Consider the following 15,626-nt stretch of genomic DNA (forward strand, 5'->3'; position numbering starts at 1 on the left):
TATATTAAAATATTCATTCGATTTATAGTTGATTTTATTTTATAATAGATTTAAACCCAAGTAAAATAATAAGAATTTAAGGAGATAGATAAGATGAGTGAAGAAAAGCTGATGATGAAAGCTTTGTCCATGGATATTATTACAGCGAAAATGTTTACGGAACTTCATCTTTCGATTATAGAAGCATATGGTGAAAAAGAAGGACGAAAGCTTGTACAGCAAGGTTTGGAAGCATTCGGGTTAAAAGATGCAGAAACCATGGCACAAAAAGCAACAGCAGAAGGACAAAATCATGCCTTTTATGAATATTTACCACAGGTTGTGGAGGAAGAAGAAAAATATGCAGAATTAACAACCTTTGCACGTTTTTCCAAAATGTTCGCTCAAATTTCAAAGCAGGTCGTAGACAAATATGAAGAAGAAGGAGAGGATGTTATTCGGCGTGCTGTAGAAAGGTACGGAAGAAAGCGCGGAGAAGGGATTGCCCAGCGTGCGCGTGCCAATGGGTTAGAAAATAACTCGGATAATTACTTGAAAAACTATGATATGGCCCGCAGTGAACTCTTTGAAGTAGATACCGTGCATAAAGAAAATGAAGTAGAACAAACCTTTACGTATTGTCCGTTTGGTCAGCAGTGGGCAGATGATGATATGGGCAAATACGGCATTCTTTACTGCCAGGTAATCGATCCTTCTGTGGCGAAAGGATATAATAAAAATTTTGAAGTGGTGCATGACCAGTATGTATTGCGTGAAGGTCAATGTCACTTCCAGTTTCAGATGAAGGAGTAAGGCCATGATAAATGCCAAAAGATTGTTGCAGCGGCTGGATGAGTTAAGCCAGATTGGCCGGAACCACGAAACAGGCGGCATAAACCGCTTCTCTTTTACAAAGGAAGAACAACAGGCAATTGACCTTGTAACAGAATATATGAAAGAAGCGGGTATGCAGGTAAATGTGGATGGAATTGGAAATATTGTTGGCTCTTATGGAGATGCGCAAGAAACAGTTATGCTGGGCTCGCATATCGATACCGTTCCGGACGGCGGGAAATTCGACGGTGCTTTAGGGGTGCTGGCGGCCATTGAAGTCGTGCAAACCCTTCATGAACAGCAGGTTCCGCTTCATAAAAAGGTGGAAGTAACTGCATTTAAAGATGAAGAAGGAACGCGTTTCGGTTTCGGACTGATTGGAAGCCGCGCGATGGCAGGACTGTTAAAGCCAGAACAATTACAGAAAACCGATGCTGCGAATATCGCCATCGAAGAAGCAGCACGGCAATTTGGATTATCCCCTTTTCCTTTAGAAAAATTAAAGCGGGAGGATATCAAAGCCTATTTGGAGCTGCATATTGAACAGGGGAAAGTACTGGAAAAAGAAGACTTGCCGGTAGGGGTAGTCACTGGAATTGCCGCTCCATTGTGGTTAGAGGTAACGGTGAATGGAATCAGTGAGCATGCTGGAGCAACGCCAATGCATATCAGACACGATGCATTAACCGCAGCCAGTGAAATGATTTTGGCAGTGGAGCAATGCTTCCAGAAAAAAGATGATTCTGTGGGCACTGTTGGGAAATTGCAGGTAGAGCCAAACGGGGTCAATGTTATTCCGGGAAAAGTAACCTTTACCATTGATATTCGTGATATTGATGAGCATACTATCCGTGAAATAGAACAAGAAGTGGAGCAGCAAGTTAATGACATAGCAGCGCGCCGTCATGTCACCGCAGCGATAGTAGAGCTGCAGCGTGCGAAGCCTGCAAAAGCTGACGAATCCCTGCAGCAGCAATTTGCCGCTAGTATTGAAAAGCAGGGCATCCGTCCTTATGCTTTAGTCAGCGGCGCTGGTCATGATGCCATGAATATCGCTGCGGCCGCTCCGGTTGCTATGTTATTTGTCAGGTCGAAGGATGGGATTAGTCATAACCCATTAGAATACAGTTCAGATGAAGACATTGTGATTGCCGCCAATGTACTTTATGATACGGTTTTAGAGATAAGCGGGAAAAAAGATTAGGACAGAAATATACGCTGGATAACAGGTAGTGGTTTTTCACCGAAGGGTGGAGAATCACTATTTTTTGTTTAAATAGGAAATAAAAAAGGAACGATATAATAAAGTACATTATTTATGGAGGGTGAAACGAAATGACAGAGACACACATGCCAAAAGACAAAGGTTTGGATCATACGCTGAAGCTCTTGGATGAAGGGTACCGATTTGTAACCAATCGTTCGGATAAGTTTGAATCCCGTGTATTTGAAACAAGGCTGTTAGGGGAGAAAACCATTTGTATGGTAGGTGAGAAGGAAGCAGAACTTTTTTATGATAATGCCAAATTTTCTCGAAAGGATGCTTCTCCCGGGCGAATTCAGAAAACGCTGTTTGGTGAGGGAGGCGTTCAGGGATTAGACGGAGCGGATCACCATCATCGGAAAGCAATGTTTATGTCTCTGATGACAGAAGAAAGGCTGAACGAGATATCTGCTATCATCCGGGAAGAATGGGAGCAGGAAATGAAGCGTAATTCTAAGGAAGAAATACAGGTTTATCAAACAGCCAAATATGTATTGACGAAATCGGCCTTACGATGGACGGGGGTTCCTTATGAACAAGAAGACATCCCCGAATGGGCAGACCAGCTAAGTGACATGTTTGAAGATGCCGGTGCAGTTGGATGGAGCCATTGGCAGGCCAGACAATCCAGATCGAAAGCGGAAGAACGAATAACAGGCTTGGTGGAGAGAGTTCGCGAAAATACGGCGGAAGAGGTTCGTAAGGATAGTGCCGTGTACCATTTTGCAATGCATCGGGACGTGAACGAAGAATTACTGGATGCTTCTGTTGTTGCCGTTGAATTACTGAACTTGTTGCGTCCAATCGTCGCAATTGCTGTTTATATAGACTTTGTCCTGCTGGCTGTACACGATTATCCAGAAGAAGCAGTGAAATTGGAGACAGAAGAAGATTTGCATCGGTTTATTCAGGAAGTAAGACGATTCTATCCGTTTTTCCCAGTTGCTCCTGCACGAGTCAAAGCGGATTTTACCTGGGGTGAATATACTTTTAAAGAAGGAACGTTAACCCTATTGGATTTATATGGTACAAACCATGACCCGGCTATTTGGGAAGAACCAGATCGGTTTCAGCCGGAAAGATTTCAAGGATGGAAGGAATCTCCATTTAATTTTATTCCGCAGGGCGGCGGAGAATTTGACATCGGTCACCGCTGTGCCGGCGAATGGATGACAATGGATGTTTTAAAAACGACACTCGACTTTTTCGTAAACCATCTTTCGTTTACATTTATTGAACAGGATTTGGATTATGAGATGAATGAAATTCCGCCTGTTCCAGAGAGCGGGGTAATTATTGAAGGAGTACAATCGAAATAAGATTTTTGTTTGAAGCTTGAAAGGGAATGGTGTATCGCTTTATGTGATACACCATTCCCTTTCTTTTTTTAACTCTGATAAATTATTTATCCCTTATTTGTTTTAATGTTTCATAGATTTTGAACATAATAATCAATAACTCACAATAAACTCGCACTAAGAGGCTTCCAATAACAATCGTGAGAAGACCTGAGAAAATAAGTAAAAATTCTTCTTCAATAATACCTGTAAAAATAGTAATAAGGCCGAATATAACGGATGCAGCAAGACCAACCCAAAATAATACTTTGATGATAATAGGTGTAATCATCTCTTCAAAACTGAAAAATTTGTTCATAAAGTTTCCTCCTTTGTTCTTTTTTAACAGTATACGTTAAAGACATCTGGTTTTACAAACAATTTCAGGTGTCTTACGTGTAATATTCATTGATAAAACATAGATGTCTAATATGATGATTTGGGTGTGGGTATTTAGTTTTAAATTAGATTTTAATAATCGGGAATATAGGCTTTTATATATAGAACGTGAAACTTCCTTCCTGTTTTTCTGTTAAATACCCTAATTCTGCAGCTTTTGAGTTTGAAAATAATTAATTTGTGCTAATGTTAAGTATATACTAAAATACCAAACATTTTCATTCTGTGCGTAATGAACGCTTAGGGTAATTCGTTTGATGAAGTATAACTCAAAAAATAAGGAGTGGTAGGATGGAGAAAGAGGATAAACAGCAAGAAGAAAGTGTAGAGGAGGGATATGCTGCATCGATACCTGGTGGAGAGAAAGCGGAAGAGCAGCGTATGGAGCATGGGACACAGCAGCAGGAACCTTCTAATCAGCTTGAGCAAGAGCCGAACGAAGCAAAAACACATCTAGAGCAGGCTGCCGGCGAATCCAATGAAGCAGGGCAGAAGGAGAAAACAAAGGGATCGCAATTTGATTTTCAAGAAAGCTTTAATGAAATCAAAGGAATTGCATTAGACGCAACATTAAGGCCAAATACACTTATTCATTCCGGCCGGTCGATAAAAGTGGAAACCAGTCTCATTATTTTCGCTTTATTAGCTGTGCTTGTAAGTATTTGCCATTATTTATTTTATAGATATGGTTTTGATGGGCTGTTCTACTTTTTGGGAGACATTAATTTCACTTTTGTTTTACAAACCTTTGTCTCTTGGCTTATTACTTTTGCGATAGGTTACTTCTCGCTCTATATTCTGCTGAAACAGTTCGGGAATAAAACAATGGAGCATAAGGAATTATTGACAAAATACGTGGTGGTCAATATTCCGTTTGTCCTTGTGTTTTGTCTCGTGACATTATTTTTTGGCTTATTATTCATTGATTTATTTATTGTAACATATGTATTTTCATTATTACTTTTCGGCTTTATACATGTTTATTTATTTTTAGCGCTTATGGAAAAATCCCGGTTTGATGTCTTTTGGACATTAACGGTATATCAGCTGGTGCTTATTGTTGCATCGTATTTCCTGGTTGGCGTGGACTTTGGAGGAATTTAATTTATTTTAATCAAAAAACCAGAGCGATCTTCGGATTACTCTGGTTTTTTGATTTGCCCAATAAAAGTGTCAGATTCCCTGCTGTTATGTCTTTTTAACTATTTCTGTACAAGGGTAGATATCTCTTCCTGTTTTTTAATGCTTACTAAAACAAGGCTTGGGCCTATACGGAACGCGGATTGAATAAACCTTAAAAAATGGGAAATTTAAAATAAATTTTAAATCATTTATCAGAATTTTATATTTAGGTATTGTCACAAAATGTTCAATGTTGTAACATTGTATTACAAGTTCAACTGAAAGCGCATACAAAGGGGTGTTTGAATGAAAGGTAAGCTATTTTTATTTACAGTACTTATTTTTACCTTTGTTTTATCTGGATGTAATTTTGAGAAGAAAGAAATTTACAACATCGCAACAGCAACCACCGGAGGTACATATTATCCGATCGGGGTCGGAATGGGGCAGCTTTGGACAGAGCATTACCGGGATCAGAATATCAAATTTAATGGACAGGCCTCCGCAGGTTCTGTTGAGAACATTGATTTACTCAAAAATGGAGAAGCTGATTTTGCCATACTCCAAGGGTTGATTTCGACACAGGCAGCAGAGGGAAGCGGTATTTATGAAGGAGACCAATACGAAGAGCTTCGGTCTGTGGGGATGATTTGGCCAAACGTAGAGCATTTTGTATTAATGGAAGATTTTGTTGCGTCTGGAGATATCTCTGATATTGCGGGCAGATCGTTTTCTGTAGGCCCTCAGGCAAGTGGAACAGAACAATCTACCGTAACAATGATGGAAGGGATTGAGTTAGGGAAAAGTGATATCAGAACAGAATACCTTGGATATGATGATACGATTTCGGCAATGAGGGATGGCCGGCTAAATGGCGGATCTCTTCCTGCAGGGGTACCCGTGTCTGCTATTACAGATATGTATGCAAGCGGGTTGAATGCCGCTATTTTAGAGGTGACCGATGAACAAATGGAGGATATTAACGATATTGTTCATACATGGTATCGCTACACCATTGAGGCTGGTTCTTACCCGAGGCAGGAAAAAGATATTGATACGATTGCCCAGCCGAATATTTTAGTTACCACTTCGGATATGGATGAAGAAATGGTTTATAACTTAACCAAGATACTATTTGAAAATCGTGAATATATGATTGGGATTCATAATTCCGCCCGGGAAATGCAGGTGGAGACAGCTTTAGAAGGCTTGAATACACCGCTTCATGCTGGAGCTTACCGCTATTTTGAAGAGCAAGGTATAGAGATTGAAGAGCATCTGAAACCAGAAGAGTTAAGAGAGGAGGAAAATTAATGGCGAATGCACAGGCAAAAAAGGTAGATATCGAGAAAAATCCAAATGATAATCCAGTTGCAGATCCTAAATCGTTGCGTAATAAAATTATCGCTGTTGTCGGTATTATCCTATCGGTCTTTGTTTTACTCACTTCCAGTTATCTAAACATTCAGGAATTTTATAGAAATACGATTTTTTTAATCTTAATCTTTGTAATGGGATTTTTGCTTCATCCGTCAAACAAAAAGAAGACAGGGAAAATATCATCAATAGATATCGTTATGCTGTTCCTGTCGATTATTTCCATTGGCTATATTACGGTAACGTATACAAATTTGCATGTGGATCGGTTATCCCAGGCGAATACAGTCGATTATATATTTGCTGTCTTATGTATTTTAGTATTGTTTGAGATAACACGCCGGGCTATCGGCTGGTTTATTCCTATTTTGAGTGTTATTGCTTTGCTTTATGGTATTTATGGTGCGTACTTCCCTATTGATTTTGCTCACTCCGGCTTTACATTTGAAAGAATGCTGTATCGTATTTACATGACGTCTGATGGAGTTTTCGGCAGCACGCTATCCATTGCTTCTACTTATATTGTGTTGTTTATCTTATTTGGTTCATTCCTTACTGTGAGCGGTGCAAGTAATTTGTTTAATGATTTAGCTCTGGCGATTGCAGGACAGCGCCGGGGAGGACCTGCCCAGGTTGCAGTTATTACAAGTGCACTGACAGGGTCATTGAACGGAAGCGCTGTAGCGAATGTGGCGACAACGGGTGCCTTTACGATTCCACTGATGAAAAGTATCGGATTAAAGCCGAAGTTTGCAGGCGGGGTAGAGGCTGCAGCTTCTACGGGAGGCATGCTGATGCCGCCGATTATGGGAGCTGCAGCATTTATTATGGCAGGTTTTTTAGGAATTCCTTATACGGCGATTGTTTTAGCCAGCATTCTGCCTTCCTTGTTATATTTTATTGCTTTGGTATTTGCGATTGATACAGAAGCAAAGAAGCTTGGACTGAAAGGAATTAGTAAGGAGAATATCCCAGATATCAAAAAGGTACTATTGGAAAGAGGCGCCTTGCTTTTGCCGATTATTGTTGTGATGGGGGTGCTTCTATTAGGAAAAACGGCAATTTTTGCCGGCTTTGCCGGAATCATTGCTACGATTATCACTTCCTACTTAACCAAAGATAAAACAAATCGGATTACCTTCTCTAAGCTCTTTGAGGCACTTATTGATGGAGCCAGAAACTCCGTTCAGGTTGCTATTGCCTGTGCATCTGTAGGGATTATTATTGCCGTTGTTTCTATGAGCGGTGTCGGATCGATGCTCGCCTATAATGTCGCAGATCTTGCAGGCGGAAATCTGTTTATTATATTAATACTGATTATGATTACTTGTATTGTGCTCAGTCTGGGGCTTCCATCAACAGCATTATATATTGTGGTAGCTGTAACAGCTGCGCCGGCGCTTGTCCAAGTAGGCGTTAATCCTTTAGCAGCTCACTTTTTTGTATTTTATTATGGTGCCATGTCTAACGTAACGCCGCCTGTAGCGTTAGCTGCTTATACCGGGGCAGGAATTGCGAAAGCGAATCCGATGCAAACAGCTTGGACAGCTTTACGGTTAGCATTTCCAGGGTTTATTATCCCGATCATTATTGTTTATGATCCAATCTTGCTGCTGCAAACGGACGAAGGACCGATTAATTATTTCCTATTAGCACAAGCATTTATTTCTGCGATTATAGGAGTTTATGCCCTCTCTGTTGGATTCGGAAACTATATTCGAGTAAAATTAAATATAGTAGAAAGAATCATATTAATCGGAGTGGCCTTCTTCTTGATTTCTACGAGTCAATTATTAGACGTCATCGGCCTGGCATTGTTTGTAATTGTACTTGCTTTCCATTTTATAAGAAGCAGGCGGCTCCTGGAGGCAGGATAATAAAATGAAACCGTTCAAAAAAGAAAAGTTATCTGATATTATTTTTTCCCAGTTAGAAAATATGATTAAAACTGGCGAATACGCTGAAGGACAAAAGCTTCCTTCAGAGAATGAGCTCGCAAAATATTTTGATGTCAGCAGAGTTCCTATTCGGGAAGCAATCAGTAAATTAGTCTCAGTAGGCTATGTAGAGTCGATGCAGGGGAAGGGAAGTTATGTCAAGCGCCTGGATGCTGCGGATGAATTTAAAGAATATACTTACGGCGAATTTACAAAAAAAGAGTTATTTGATCTGTTAGAAATGCGAGCGCTATTGGAAGTGGAAGCAGCAGGCTACAGTGCAGTAAGGCATACACAAGAAGCACTTTCGAAAATTGAGCAGGCGCTGAAGGACTTTGAAGAAATCACGAGCAATGAATATTCGATTGGTTTAAAAGCGGATTATAATTTTCATCAAGCGATTATCCAATCCACAGAGAATAATTATATGATTCAAACCTTTCAAAATTTAGAGCGTGTACACAGAAATGCTTTGGAATATTCATTGAAACTGAATGTAGGAAAACCTAGAAAAAGAGAAGAGGTTTATAGCGAGCACGAACGTATTTATTTGGCAATCAAATCCCAAAATGCAGCAGAAGCCAAGGAAGCGATGTACTTACATCTGACAAACATGCGCAGAAAGTTGGGGGACGACAGAATATAGGTGGGTTAAATAATGAAAGAAAAAATAATAGAAAAATTGACTGAAATAGTAGGAGAGCGTTTGTTAATAGATGTGGATGACCGTGTCTCATACGGCTATGATGCGTCCTTTGGACAGTATATGCCGGATTATGTTGTTCAAGTGATGTCAACGGAAGAGGTACAGAAAATTGTACAGCTGGCGAATGCTTATGAAATTCCCATTTATCCAAGAGGAGCGAGCACAAGCCTTTCTGGAGGTCCTCTACCTGTACACGCAGGTATTGTAATGGATTTTTCCCAGTGGAATCAGTATCTGGAAATTTTTCCGGATGATTTGTTAATCAAGGCAAGTCCAGGTGTGAAAACAGGAGATATTCATCAATTGGCAGAAAAGTATAACTTAATGTATGCGCCCGACCCTTCTTCTTCCTCGATCTGCACTATTGGCGGGAATTTAGCAGAAAACGCCGGCGGTCCCCGAGGAGTAAAATATGGTGTGACAAAGGATTATGTATTGGGGCTGGAGGTGGTTACCGCGGAAGGAGAAGTTATCCGTACGGGTGGAAATACCGTTAAAAATGTGACCGGCTATGATTTAACGAAGCTTTTAATCGGATCAGAGGGGACCCTTGGAATTATTACAGAGGCAACTTTAAGGCTGATTCCAAAGCCGATGGATACGAAGACAGCAATGATTATATTCGAGGATTTGTATACTGCAGGAAAGTCTATTTCCAAAATATTAACATCGGGAGTAAGACCTTCTAAAATGGAGATTCTTGATCAGAATGCGATAAACAAAGTGGAGGATTATGCCGGACTGGATTTACCCAGAACGGCCGCGGCTATTCTGCTTGTTGAAGTGGATGGGGATACAGATGTATTGATGAAGGAACTGCATGTTATTCAGCAGGCTCTTTTAGAAATTGGTGTAGAGAATGTGCAAATTGCGAAAACCAAAGAGGAAGAAGCAAGGCTCTGGCAGGTGAGAAAATTAGTTTCACCTGCAATTGTCCAAAGCGGCTACACCAAAATATCAGAAGATGCGACCGTCCCGTTGAGTAAGATTCCAGACATGTTTCGGAAGATAGATGAAATGAAGAAAAAGTATAATCTGAATATTGTTGTATTTGGCCACGCTGGTGATGGCAACCTGCACCCAACGATTAATACCAATATGCGGGATGCGGATGAAGTTACCAGAGTGGAGGATGCGGTCGAAGAAATCTTTCATTACGCCATTGAATTAGGCGGGACCTTATCAGGTGAACATGGAATCGGAACGATGAAAAAACCGTTTTTCCCAAAAGAAGTAGGAGAAGCCGGCATGGTATTCCAGAAAGCGATTAAACAAGCGCTTGATCCGAAGAATATCTTGAATCCAGGAAAAATATTCCCGGAAGCGGGAGAGAAAAGGCTAGTGTTAAAAAATGACTGAGCAATTAATTGAAAAATTGGATTATCAGGCAACCTTTGATTGTGTGCAATGCGGGTACTGCTTGCCTGCTTGCCCCACCTATCTGGCTTTTAAAAAAGAAAAGCATTCACCGAGAGGGCGTATTAATTTAGTGCAGATGGCAGCGGAAGGAAAGATAGATATAGAAGACATGCGGGAAGGGATTGATTTATGTCTGGGTTGCCGGGCATGTGAAACAGTATGCCCCACCAATGTCCGTTACGGCGATATTCTGATGTCGGCCGTCGAGGTGCTGAAAGATAATAAAAAAATGGGACTGTTCGAGAAGGGAGTCAGAACAGCTGCTTTTAAAGTGGTTTTGAAAAACAAACAGATTCTGAGACTGGTGAACAGGAGTTTATATGCTTATCAGGTGACCGGAGTGAAGCGTGTGGTTAATCGGCGTAATCTTCTAAAACCGATGGAGAAATACCGAGACTTGAATAAAGCCATGCCGGAAGTCCAACTAAGTAAGCGGCTGAAAAATCCGCCGAATCCTTTTAGAAAATCAGCAATTCAGGTTGGTTTCTTTCAAGGCTGTATTATGGACGTATTTTTCAGCCGGATTAATGATCTAGCTGTTAACATTTTAAACGGACATGGAATGGAAGTGACGAATATTCCGTCACAAACATGCTGTGGTGCCCTGCAGCATCATGCAGGAGAGCACAATCAGACGGTAGAGCTAGCCAAGAAAAATATCGCAGCCTATGAGGGATATGACTTTGACTATATTGTTAATACCATCGGCGGCTGTGGAGCGACGTTAAAAGAATACCCTAAGTTATTTCAGGAAGGAACGGAATGGCATGAGCGGGCATTGAAGTTTACGGCAAAGGTTAGGGATATTTCTGAACTGATGGCAATGGCTGATTTGGATTTTCAATATGAAATTCCGAAGAATGCTGTATTTCAGCCGTCATGTCATTTGGAGAATGTACAGCAGGTGTTTGAGGACCCGTTAAAAATCATTAAACGTATTCCCGGCCTGAACTACATGGAGTTAAAAGATAAAGCGCTCTGCTGTGGCTCAGCAGGTATTTATAATATCCTGCATTTTGAGGAATCCATGCAAATTTTAGATATGAAGATGAAAAACGTTAAAACAGCAAGACCGGAATTAATCATCACTTCCAATCCGGGCTGTCATATCCAAATGCAGCTGGGAGTAGAAAGAGAAGGCTTATCGAATGTGATTTCAGTGAAGCATATTGTGGAAGTAGTCGCGGAAGCTTGCGGTATTCAAACAACTTAAGCAGAGGCAGGGGAAGCACAGTGAAAGTAGACATAGTGATTGTTGGAGCAGGGATTATTGGCTTGAGCACCGCTTACCAGCTATCGAAAATGCATCCAGATAAAGACATTGCAGTCGTAGATAAAGAAGCAGAGGTAGCGAAGCATCAGACAGGACATAATAGCGGTGTGATTCATTCAGGAATTTATTATAAACCGGGCTCCTACAAAGCGAGATTTGCCCGTAATGGATCGAAATCTATGGTGGAGTTCTGTGAAAAGCATCAAATTGAGTATAACCAATGTGGCAAAGTAATTGTAGCAACAAGTGAGTCCCAGCTTGCGAATATGAATAAACTATATGAGCGGGGAATCGAAAATGGATTAGATGTCGAACGTTTAAGCCGTGATGAAGTAAAAGAGATTGAACCATTTGTAAATACAGTCGGCGGGATCCACGTTAAAAATACCGGCATTGTGGATTTTAAAAAGGTTACAGAGAAATACGCCGAGCTGTTTATAGAAAATGGCGGCATGCTGCGGTTACATAATGAAGTGAAAGATATCCAAATGGAAACAGAAAAAATAACCGTAGTAACGAATGAAACGACATATGAAGCGGATTATTTGATTAATTGTGCCGGGTTATATAGTGATAAACTGGCGCGTATGGCGCGTATCGAGACAGATGTTCAAATTATTCCATTTCGCGGCGAGTATTTTGAATTAGATGAGCGTATTGAACATTATGTAAAAACGTTGATTTATCCAGTCCCTAATCCGGATTTGCCATTCCTGGGTGTCCATTTTACAAATATGATTGGCGGCGGAGTCGATGTAGGGCCTAATGCCGTGTTGGGATTTAAAAAAGAAGCATATCAAAAAATTGGTTTTAACCTGAAAGAAACAACGCAAATCATAACCTTTCCGGGGCTGTATCGAATGGGCATAAAAAATATGAAGGAAGCTATCGGTGAATATTATCGGTCATTTAGTAAAAAAGCATTTGTCAAAGAAGCACAAAAATTAATTCCTTCATTAACAGCAGCGGATATCAAGCCGATGGAAGCGGGAGTACGTGCGCAAGCGATGAAACCGGATGGGACCATGCTAGATGATTTCTATTTTGAAGAAAATGCGTCAAGTTTACATGTGTTGAATGCGCCATCACCTGCTGCAACGTGCTCGATTGAAATAGGAAAGGAAATTGCAAAGCGTTTTAACCAAAAAATGCCGGCGGTAACCTGAAAGGTATCTTTCGATAGTTTACACTTTTGATTTGGAAACAAACAAACAAACCCTAGGATGTCTTCTATTATTTGAACGGAAGACATTCTGGGATTTTTGTTTAAGCAATATTTTCACAGCCGGACTTGCTGTAATTCCTCCGATGGAGGCAGCCAATCTTATGCTTTTGGACGTGTACGAGACCAGGAAATAGCTGTCATTATAATCAGAACAATGACGGAACTGATAAAGGCAGCCAGACTGATATTGCCGATAAGAGCGGCATCTTCCCCCTCAAAGAAATAACTGATAAAGATAGAAATAAGGCTGATTGAACTGACAACCATCGGTGGAACAATCCGTTTCTCTTTCACAAATATACTTATTAATATGAGAATAGCGGCAACGCCAAGCATGATTGGTAAGTATCCTGTTAAAAATTCCATTATATCACTCCAGTAACTGAACTAAATATGACGCTTCTATTATATAAAGTTTCCCGATTTTGGATGTAATTAATCTGAAACTTTTATCCTGATCCCTCTCTCATACAAAGAACAGGAGAATAAAGCTCTCTGTTCCTTTTTAGAATCGCCACTTAAATAAGAATCCAAGAGAAATTCCTGAAAAATAGGTTATTATATCAAACCGAGTACGGGGGGGACACATAGTCTATAGAGAAAGATTAAAGAAATGGAAAGGAGGTCCTTTACGGTGAGAGGTAGTAACAAACATCATCAAGGACAATTTAATCAAGGCTGGGGGAACCAAAATCAACAGGTACAAGGAGCTTCTATGAATGGGATGAATGGGTTGAATGGGAATTGCAATGGAATGCCACAGCAAATGCCAATGCAGCAAATGCCGCAGCAACAAATGCAGCCAGAATACTGTGCACCACAAGTATCACCTACACAACAAGGCCCAACACAAGTATCTCCAACAAAGCAATACGTTAAAACAAACGTTTCTAATACTGAGGTAAAGCATGTCCATCCTAGTCACACTACAAATGTTAATAAGCATATGACAACACACAAACACTATTTCCCTCATACAGAATCTGTTGTAAATGATATTAAAGAACAGCATGTTATGTGCGGAAAGCCGCATCATCCTTGTCCGCCGCAAGGCCCTTGCGGATGCTAAGGAGCTTTGTGTGTAACTAGAAAAATCATCGATTCGCAGTTTGATGTGATGCTGCGGATTGGTGATTTTTCTCTGTCAAAAAATCGGCCAAGTTATCATAGTATTGAGAAAAAATAGCGTGGGACTTGGTTTCTTTAGAAGAAATCCGTTATAATAGGAAAAGGTTCATTTTAAATTTTTAGGCAGAGAGGATCGAGTATATATGAAGCAAGAGATTGGTGTTATTGGCTTAGCTGTTATGGGTAAAAATATTGCATTAAATATAGAAAGCCGTGGCTTCGCTGTATCTGTTTTCAACCGTACCTACCAGAAAACAGAAGAATTTATGGCAAACGAAGCAAAAGGGAAGAACTTCTATGGTGCCGAAACGATTGAAGATTTTGTTCAATCTTTAGAGAAGCCCCGCAGAATAATGCTTATGGTGAAAGCTGGACCAGCGACAGATGCAACGATCGCATCCCTGCAGCCATACTTAGAAGACGGCGACGTGTTGATTGATGGAGGAAATACACTTTATGAAAATACGATGCGCCGTAATGAGGAATTAGATAAAACCGGTATCCATTTCATTGGAACTGGTGTATCCGGCGGGGAAGAAGGCGCATTAAAAGGACCTTCTATGATGCCTGGCGGACAAAAAGAAGCATATGATTTAGTTGCTCCAATCTTTGAAGCAATTTCTGCTAAAGTAGATGGCGAACCATGTGTAACGTATATCGGACCAAATGGTGCAGGTCATTTTGTGAAAATGGTTCATAATGGAATTGAATATGGAGATATGCAGTTAATCGCTGAAGCATATGATTTAATGAAGAATGTGGTCGGCTTAGATGCAAAAGAATTGCATGAAGTGTTTAAAGAGTGGAATAAAGGAGAGCTAGACAGCTTTCTAATTGAAATTACAGCAGATATTTTCACAAAAGTGGATGAGGAAACGGGCAAACCGTTAGTGGAAGTGATCCTTGATAAAGCGGGCCAAAAAGGTACTGGAAAATGGACAAGCAAAAATGCCCTGGACTTAGGTGTGCCGCTTCCATTAATTACAGAGTCTGTATTTGCACGTTTTATTTCTTCCTTAAAAGACGAGCGCGTAAAAGCAAGCAAAGTGTTCTCCGGTCCTGCTAAAACGGAAGTATCTGAGAGCAAAGAAGAGCTTGTGGAAGCAATTCGTCAGGCGCTTTACATGAGTAAAATTGTTTCTTACGCACAGGGCTTTGCGCAAATGCGTGCAGCGTCTGAAGAAAACAATTGGGACTTGAAATATGGCGATATCGCAATGATTTGGCGCGGCGGATGTATTATCCGTGCAAACTTCCTGCAAAAAATCAAAGAAGCATATGATCGCGATGGAGATCTGCCAAACCTGATGCTCGATCCATACTTCAAAGAGATTGTTGAAGGATATCAAGCGTCTCTTCGTAAGGTTGTTTCTTTAGCTGTGCAGCATGGTGTTGCTGTACCGACGTTCGCGAGTGCGATTGCTTACTATGACAGCTATCGTTCAGAGGACCTGCCAGCTAACTTAATCCAGGCGCAGCGCGATTATTTCGGTGCGCATACGTATGAGCGTAAGGATAAAGATGGTGTATTCCATTCACAATGGTTTTAATGAATTTGTGAGAAAGATGTTTGATTTTTAATAATGCTATGATGTCCCGGAGTCAATTGGTTGATTCCGGGACTTT

The 15,626-nt window shown here is 40.6% G+C and carries 14 protein-coding genes; 12 read left to right on the forward strand and 2 right to left on the reverse strand.

Annotated elements, in window-relative coordinates; all coding sequences use genetic code 11:
* Positions 1 to 93 precede the first annotated feature (93 nt).
* The 3 genes from BN997_RS07235 (at position 94) to BN997_RS07245 (ending at position 3,396) form a co-directional block, all read left to right on the forward strand.
* A complete protein-coding gene (locus tag BN997_RS07235; RefSeq protein ID WP_042530957.1) occupies positions 94 to 792 on the forward strand; it encodes an L-2-amino-thiazoline-4-carboxylic acid hydrolase in 699 nt (232 codons plus the stop codon).
* A 4-nt stretch (positions 793 to 796) separates the two neighbouring features.
* Complete coding sequence (locus tag BN997_RS07240) at positions 797 to 2,017, forward strand: Zn-dependent hydrolase (protein WP_042530959.1); 1,221 nt, start codon at positions 797 to 799, stop codon at positions 2,015 to 2,017.
* Positions 2,018 to 2,148: 131 nt separating this feature from the next.
* Complete coding sequence (locus tag BN997_RS07245) at positions 2,149 to 3,396, forward strand: cytochrome P450 (protein ID WP_042530961.1); 1,248 nt, start codon at positions 2,149 to 2,151, stop codon at positions 3,394 to 3,396.
* An 82-nt stretch (positions 3,397 to 3,478) separates the two neighbouring features.
* On the opposite strand, the gene BN997_RS07250 is transcribed toward BN997_RS07245, so the two are convergent.
* A complete protein-coding gene (locus tag BN997_RS07250) occupies positions 3,479 to 3,733 on the reverse strand; it encodes a DUF4282 domain-containing protein (RefSeq protein ID WP_042530962.1) in 255 nt (84 codons plus the stop codon).
* Positions 3,734 to 4,104: 371 nt separating this feature from the next.
* Here BN997_RS07250 and BN997_RS07255 point away from each other — a divergent pair, with 371 nt between their 5' ends.
* The 7 genes from BN997_RS07255 to lhgO all read left to right on the forward strand — a co-directional run bounded on the left by BN997_RS07255 (position 4,105) and on the right by lhgO (position 12,813).
* Positions 4,105 to 4,917, forward strand: coding sequence for a hypothetical protein (locus BN997_RS07255; RefSeq protein WP_042530964.1), 813 nt, complete (start codon positions 4,105 to 4,107; stop codon positions 4,915 to 4,917).
* Positions 4,918 to 5,241: 324 nt separating this feature from the next.
* Positions 5,242 to 6,249 (forward strand): TAXI family TRAP transporter solute-binding subunit, encoded by a 1,008-nt coding sequence (locus BN997_RS07260; RefSeq protein ID WP_042530966.1) that lies wholly within the window; start codon positions 5,242 to 5,244, stop codon positions 6,247 to 6,249.
* Positions 6,249 to 8,189, forward strand: coding sequence for a TRAP transporter permease (locus BN997_RS07265; RefSeq protein WP_084612877.1), 1,941 nt, complete (start codon positions 6,249 to 6,251; stop codon positions 8,187 to 8,189). Before BN997_RS07260 ends, BN997_RS07265 begins: the two co-directional genes overlap by 1 nt.
* A 4-nt stretch (positions 8,190 to 8,193) precedes the next feature.
* Positions 8,194 to 8,895, forward strand: coding sequence for a FadR/GntR family transcriptional regulator (locus BN997_RS07270; RefSeq protein WP_042530968.1), 702 nt, complete (start codon positions 8,194 to 8,196; stop codon positions 8,893 to 8,895).
* A 12-nt stretch (positions 8,896 to 8,907) separates the two neighbouring features.
* A complete protein-coding gene (locus BN997_RS07275; RefSeq protein ID WP_042530970.1) occupies positions 8,908 to 10,314 on the forward strand; it encodes an FAD-binding oxidoreductase in 1,407 nt (468 codons plus the stop codon).
* Positions 10,307 to 11,587, forward strand: a complete 1,281-nt coding sequence (locus tag BN997_RS07280) for a (Fe-S)-binding protein (protein ID WP_042530972.1) — start codon at positions 10,307 to 10,309, stop codon at positions 11,585 to 11,587. Before BN997_RS07275 ends, BN997_RS07280 begins: the two co-directional genes overlap by 8 nt.
* Positions 11,588 to 11,607: 20 nt before the next feature.
* Positions 11,608 to 12,813, forward strand: a complete 1,206-nt coding sequence (gene lhgO / locus BN997_RS07285) for an L-2-hydroxyglutarate oxidase (RefSeq protein WP_042530974.1) — start codon at positions 11,608 to 11,610, stop codon at positions 12,811 to 12,813.
* Positions 12,814 to 12,971: 158 nt separating this feature from the next.
* Here the strand turns inward: lhgO and BN997_RS07290 are convergent, their stop codons facing one another.
* Positions 12,972 to 13,238, reverse strand: a complete 267-nt coding sequence (locus BN997_RS07290) for a hypothetical protein (protein ID WP_042530976.1) — start codon at positions 13,236 to 13,238, stop codon at positions 12,972 to 12,974.
* A gap of 268 nt (positions 13,239 to 13,506) precedes the next feature.
* Here BN997_RS07290 and BN997_RS23820 point away from each other — a divergent pair, with 268 nt between their 5' ends.
* On the forward strand, positions 13,507 to 13,941 hold the full coding sequence (locus BN997_RS23820) for a CotD family spore coat protein (RefSeq protein ID WP_425311619.1): 435 nt from the start codon (positions 13,507 to 13,509) through the stop codon (positions 13,939 to 13,941).
* A 202-nt stretch (positions 13,942 to 14,143) separates the two neighbouring features.
* Entirely contained in the window at positions 14,144 to 15,550 is a 1,407-nt protein-coding gene (gndA, locus tag BN997_RS07300; RefSeq protein WP_042530979.1) for an NADP-dependent phosphogluconate dehydrogenase, read from the forward strand.
* Positions 15,551 to 15,626 lie beyond the last annotated feature (76 nt).

Origin of the sequence: Oceanobacillus oncorhynchi (assembly GCF_000821065.1) — a bacterium.
GTDB classification, from domain to species: Bacteria; Bacillota; Bacilli; order Bacillales; family Amphibacillaceae; genus Oceanobacillus; species Oceanobacillus oncorhynchi.

Excerpts from the sequence above, each read along its gene's own strand:
- BN997_RS07265 (WP_084612877.1), top strand. The coding sequence starts at position 6,249 with ATGGCGAATGCACAGGCAAAAAAGGTAGATATCGAGAAAAATCCAAAT.
- BN997_RS07260 (WP_042530966.1), top strand. The coding sequence starts at position 5,242 with ATGAAAGGTAAGCTATTTTTATTTACAGTACTTATTTTTACCTTTGTT.
- BN997_RS07275 (WP_042530970.1), top strand. The coding sequence starts at position 8,908 with ATGAAAGAAAAAATAATAGAAAAATTGACTGAAATAGTAGGAGAGCGT.
- BN997_RS07270 (WP_042530968.1), top strand. The coding sequence starts at position 8,194 with ATGAAACCGTTCAAAAAAGAAAAGTTATCTGATATTATTTTTTCCCAG.
- BN997_RS07280 (WP_042530972.1), top strand. The coding sequence starts at position 10,307 with ATGACTGAGCAATTAATTGAAAAATTGGATTATCAGGCAACCTTTGAT.
- gndA (WP_042530979.1), top strand. The coding sequence starts at position 14,144 with ATGAAGCAAGAGATTGGTGTTATTGGCTTAGCTGTTATGGGTAAAAAT.
- BN997_RS07245 (WP_042530961.1), top strand. The coding sequence starts at position 2,149 with ATGACAGAGACACACATGCCAAAAGACAAAGGTTTGGATCATACGCTG.
- BN997_RS07290 (WP_042530976.1), bottom strand. The coding sequence starts at position 13,238 with ATGGAATTTTTAACAGGATACTTACCAATCATGCTTGGCGTTGCCGCT.
- BN997_RS07255 (WP_042530964.1), top strand. The coding sequence starts at position 4,105 with ATGGAGAAAGAGGATAAACAGCAAGAAGAAAGTGTAGAGGAGGGATAT.
- BN997_RS07240 (WP_042530959.1), top strand. The coding sequence starts at position 797 with ATGATAAATGCCAAAAGATTGTTGCAGCGGCTGGATGAGTTAAGCCAG.
- BN997_RS07250 (WP_042530962.1), bottom strand. The coding sequence starts at position 3,733 with ATGAACAAATTTTTCAGTTTTGAAGAGATGATTACACCTATTATCATC.
- BN997_RS07235 (WP_042530957.1), top strand. The coding sequence starts at position 94 with ATGAGTGAAGAAAAGCTGATGATGAAAGCTTTGTCCATGGATATTATT.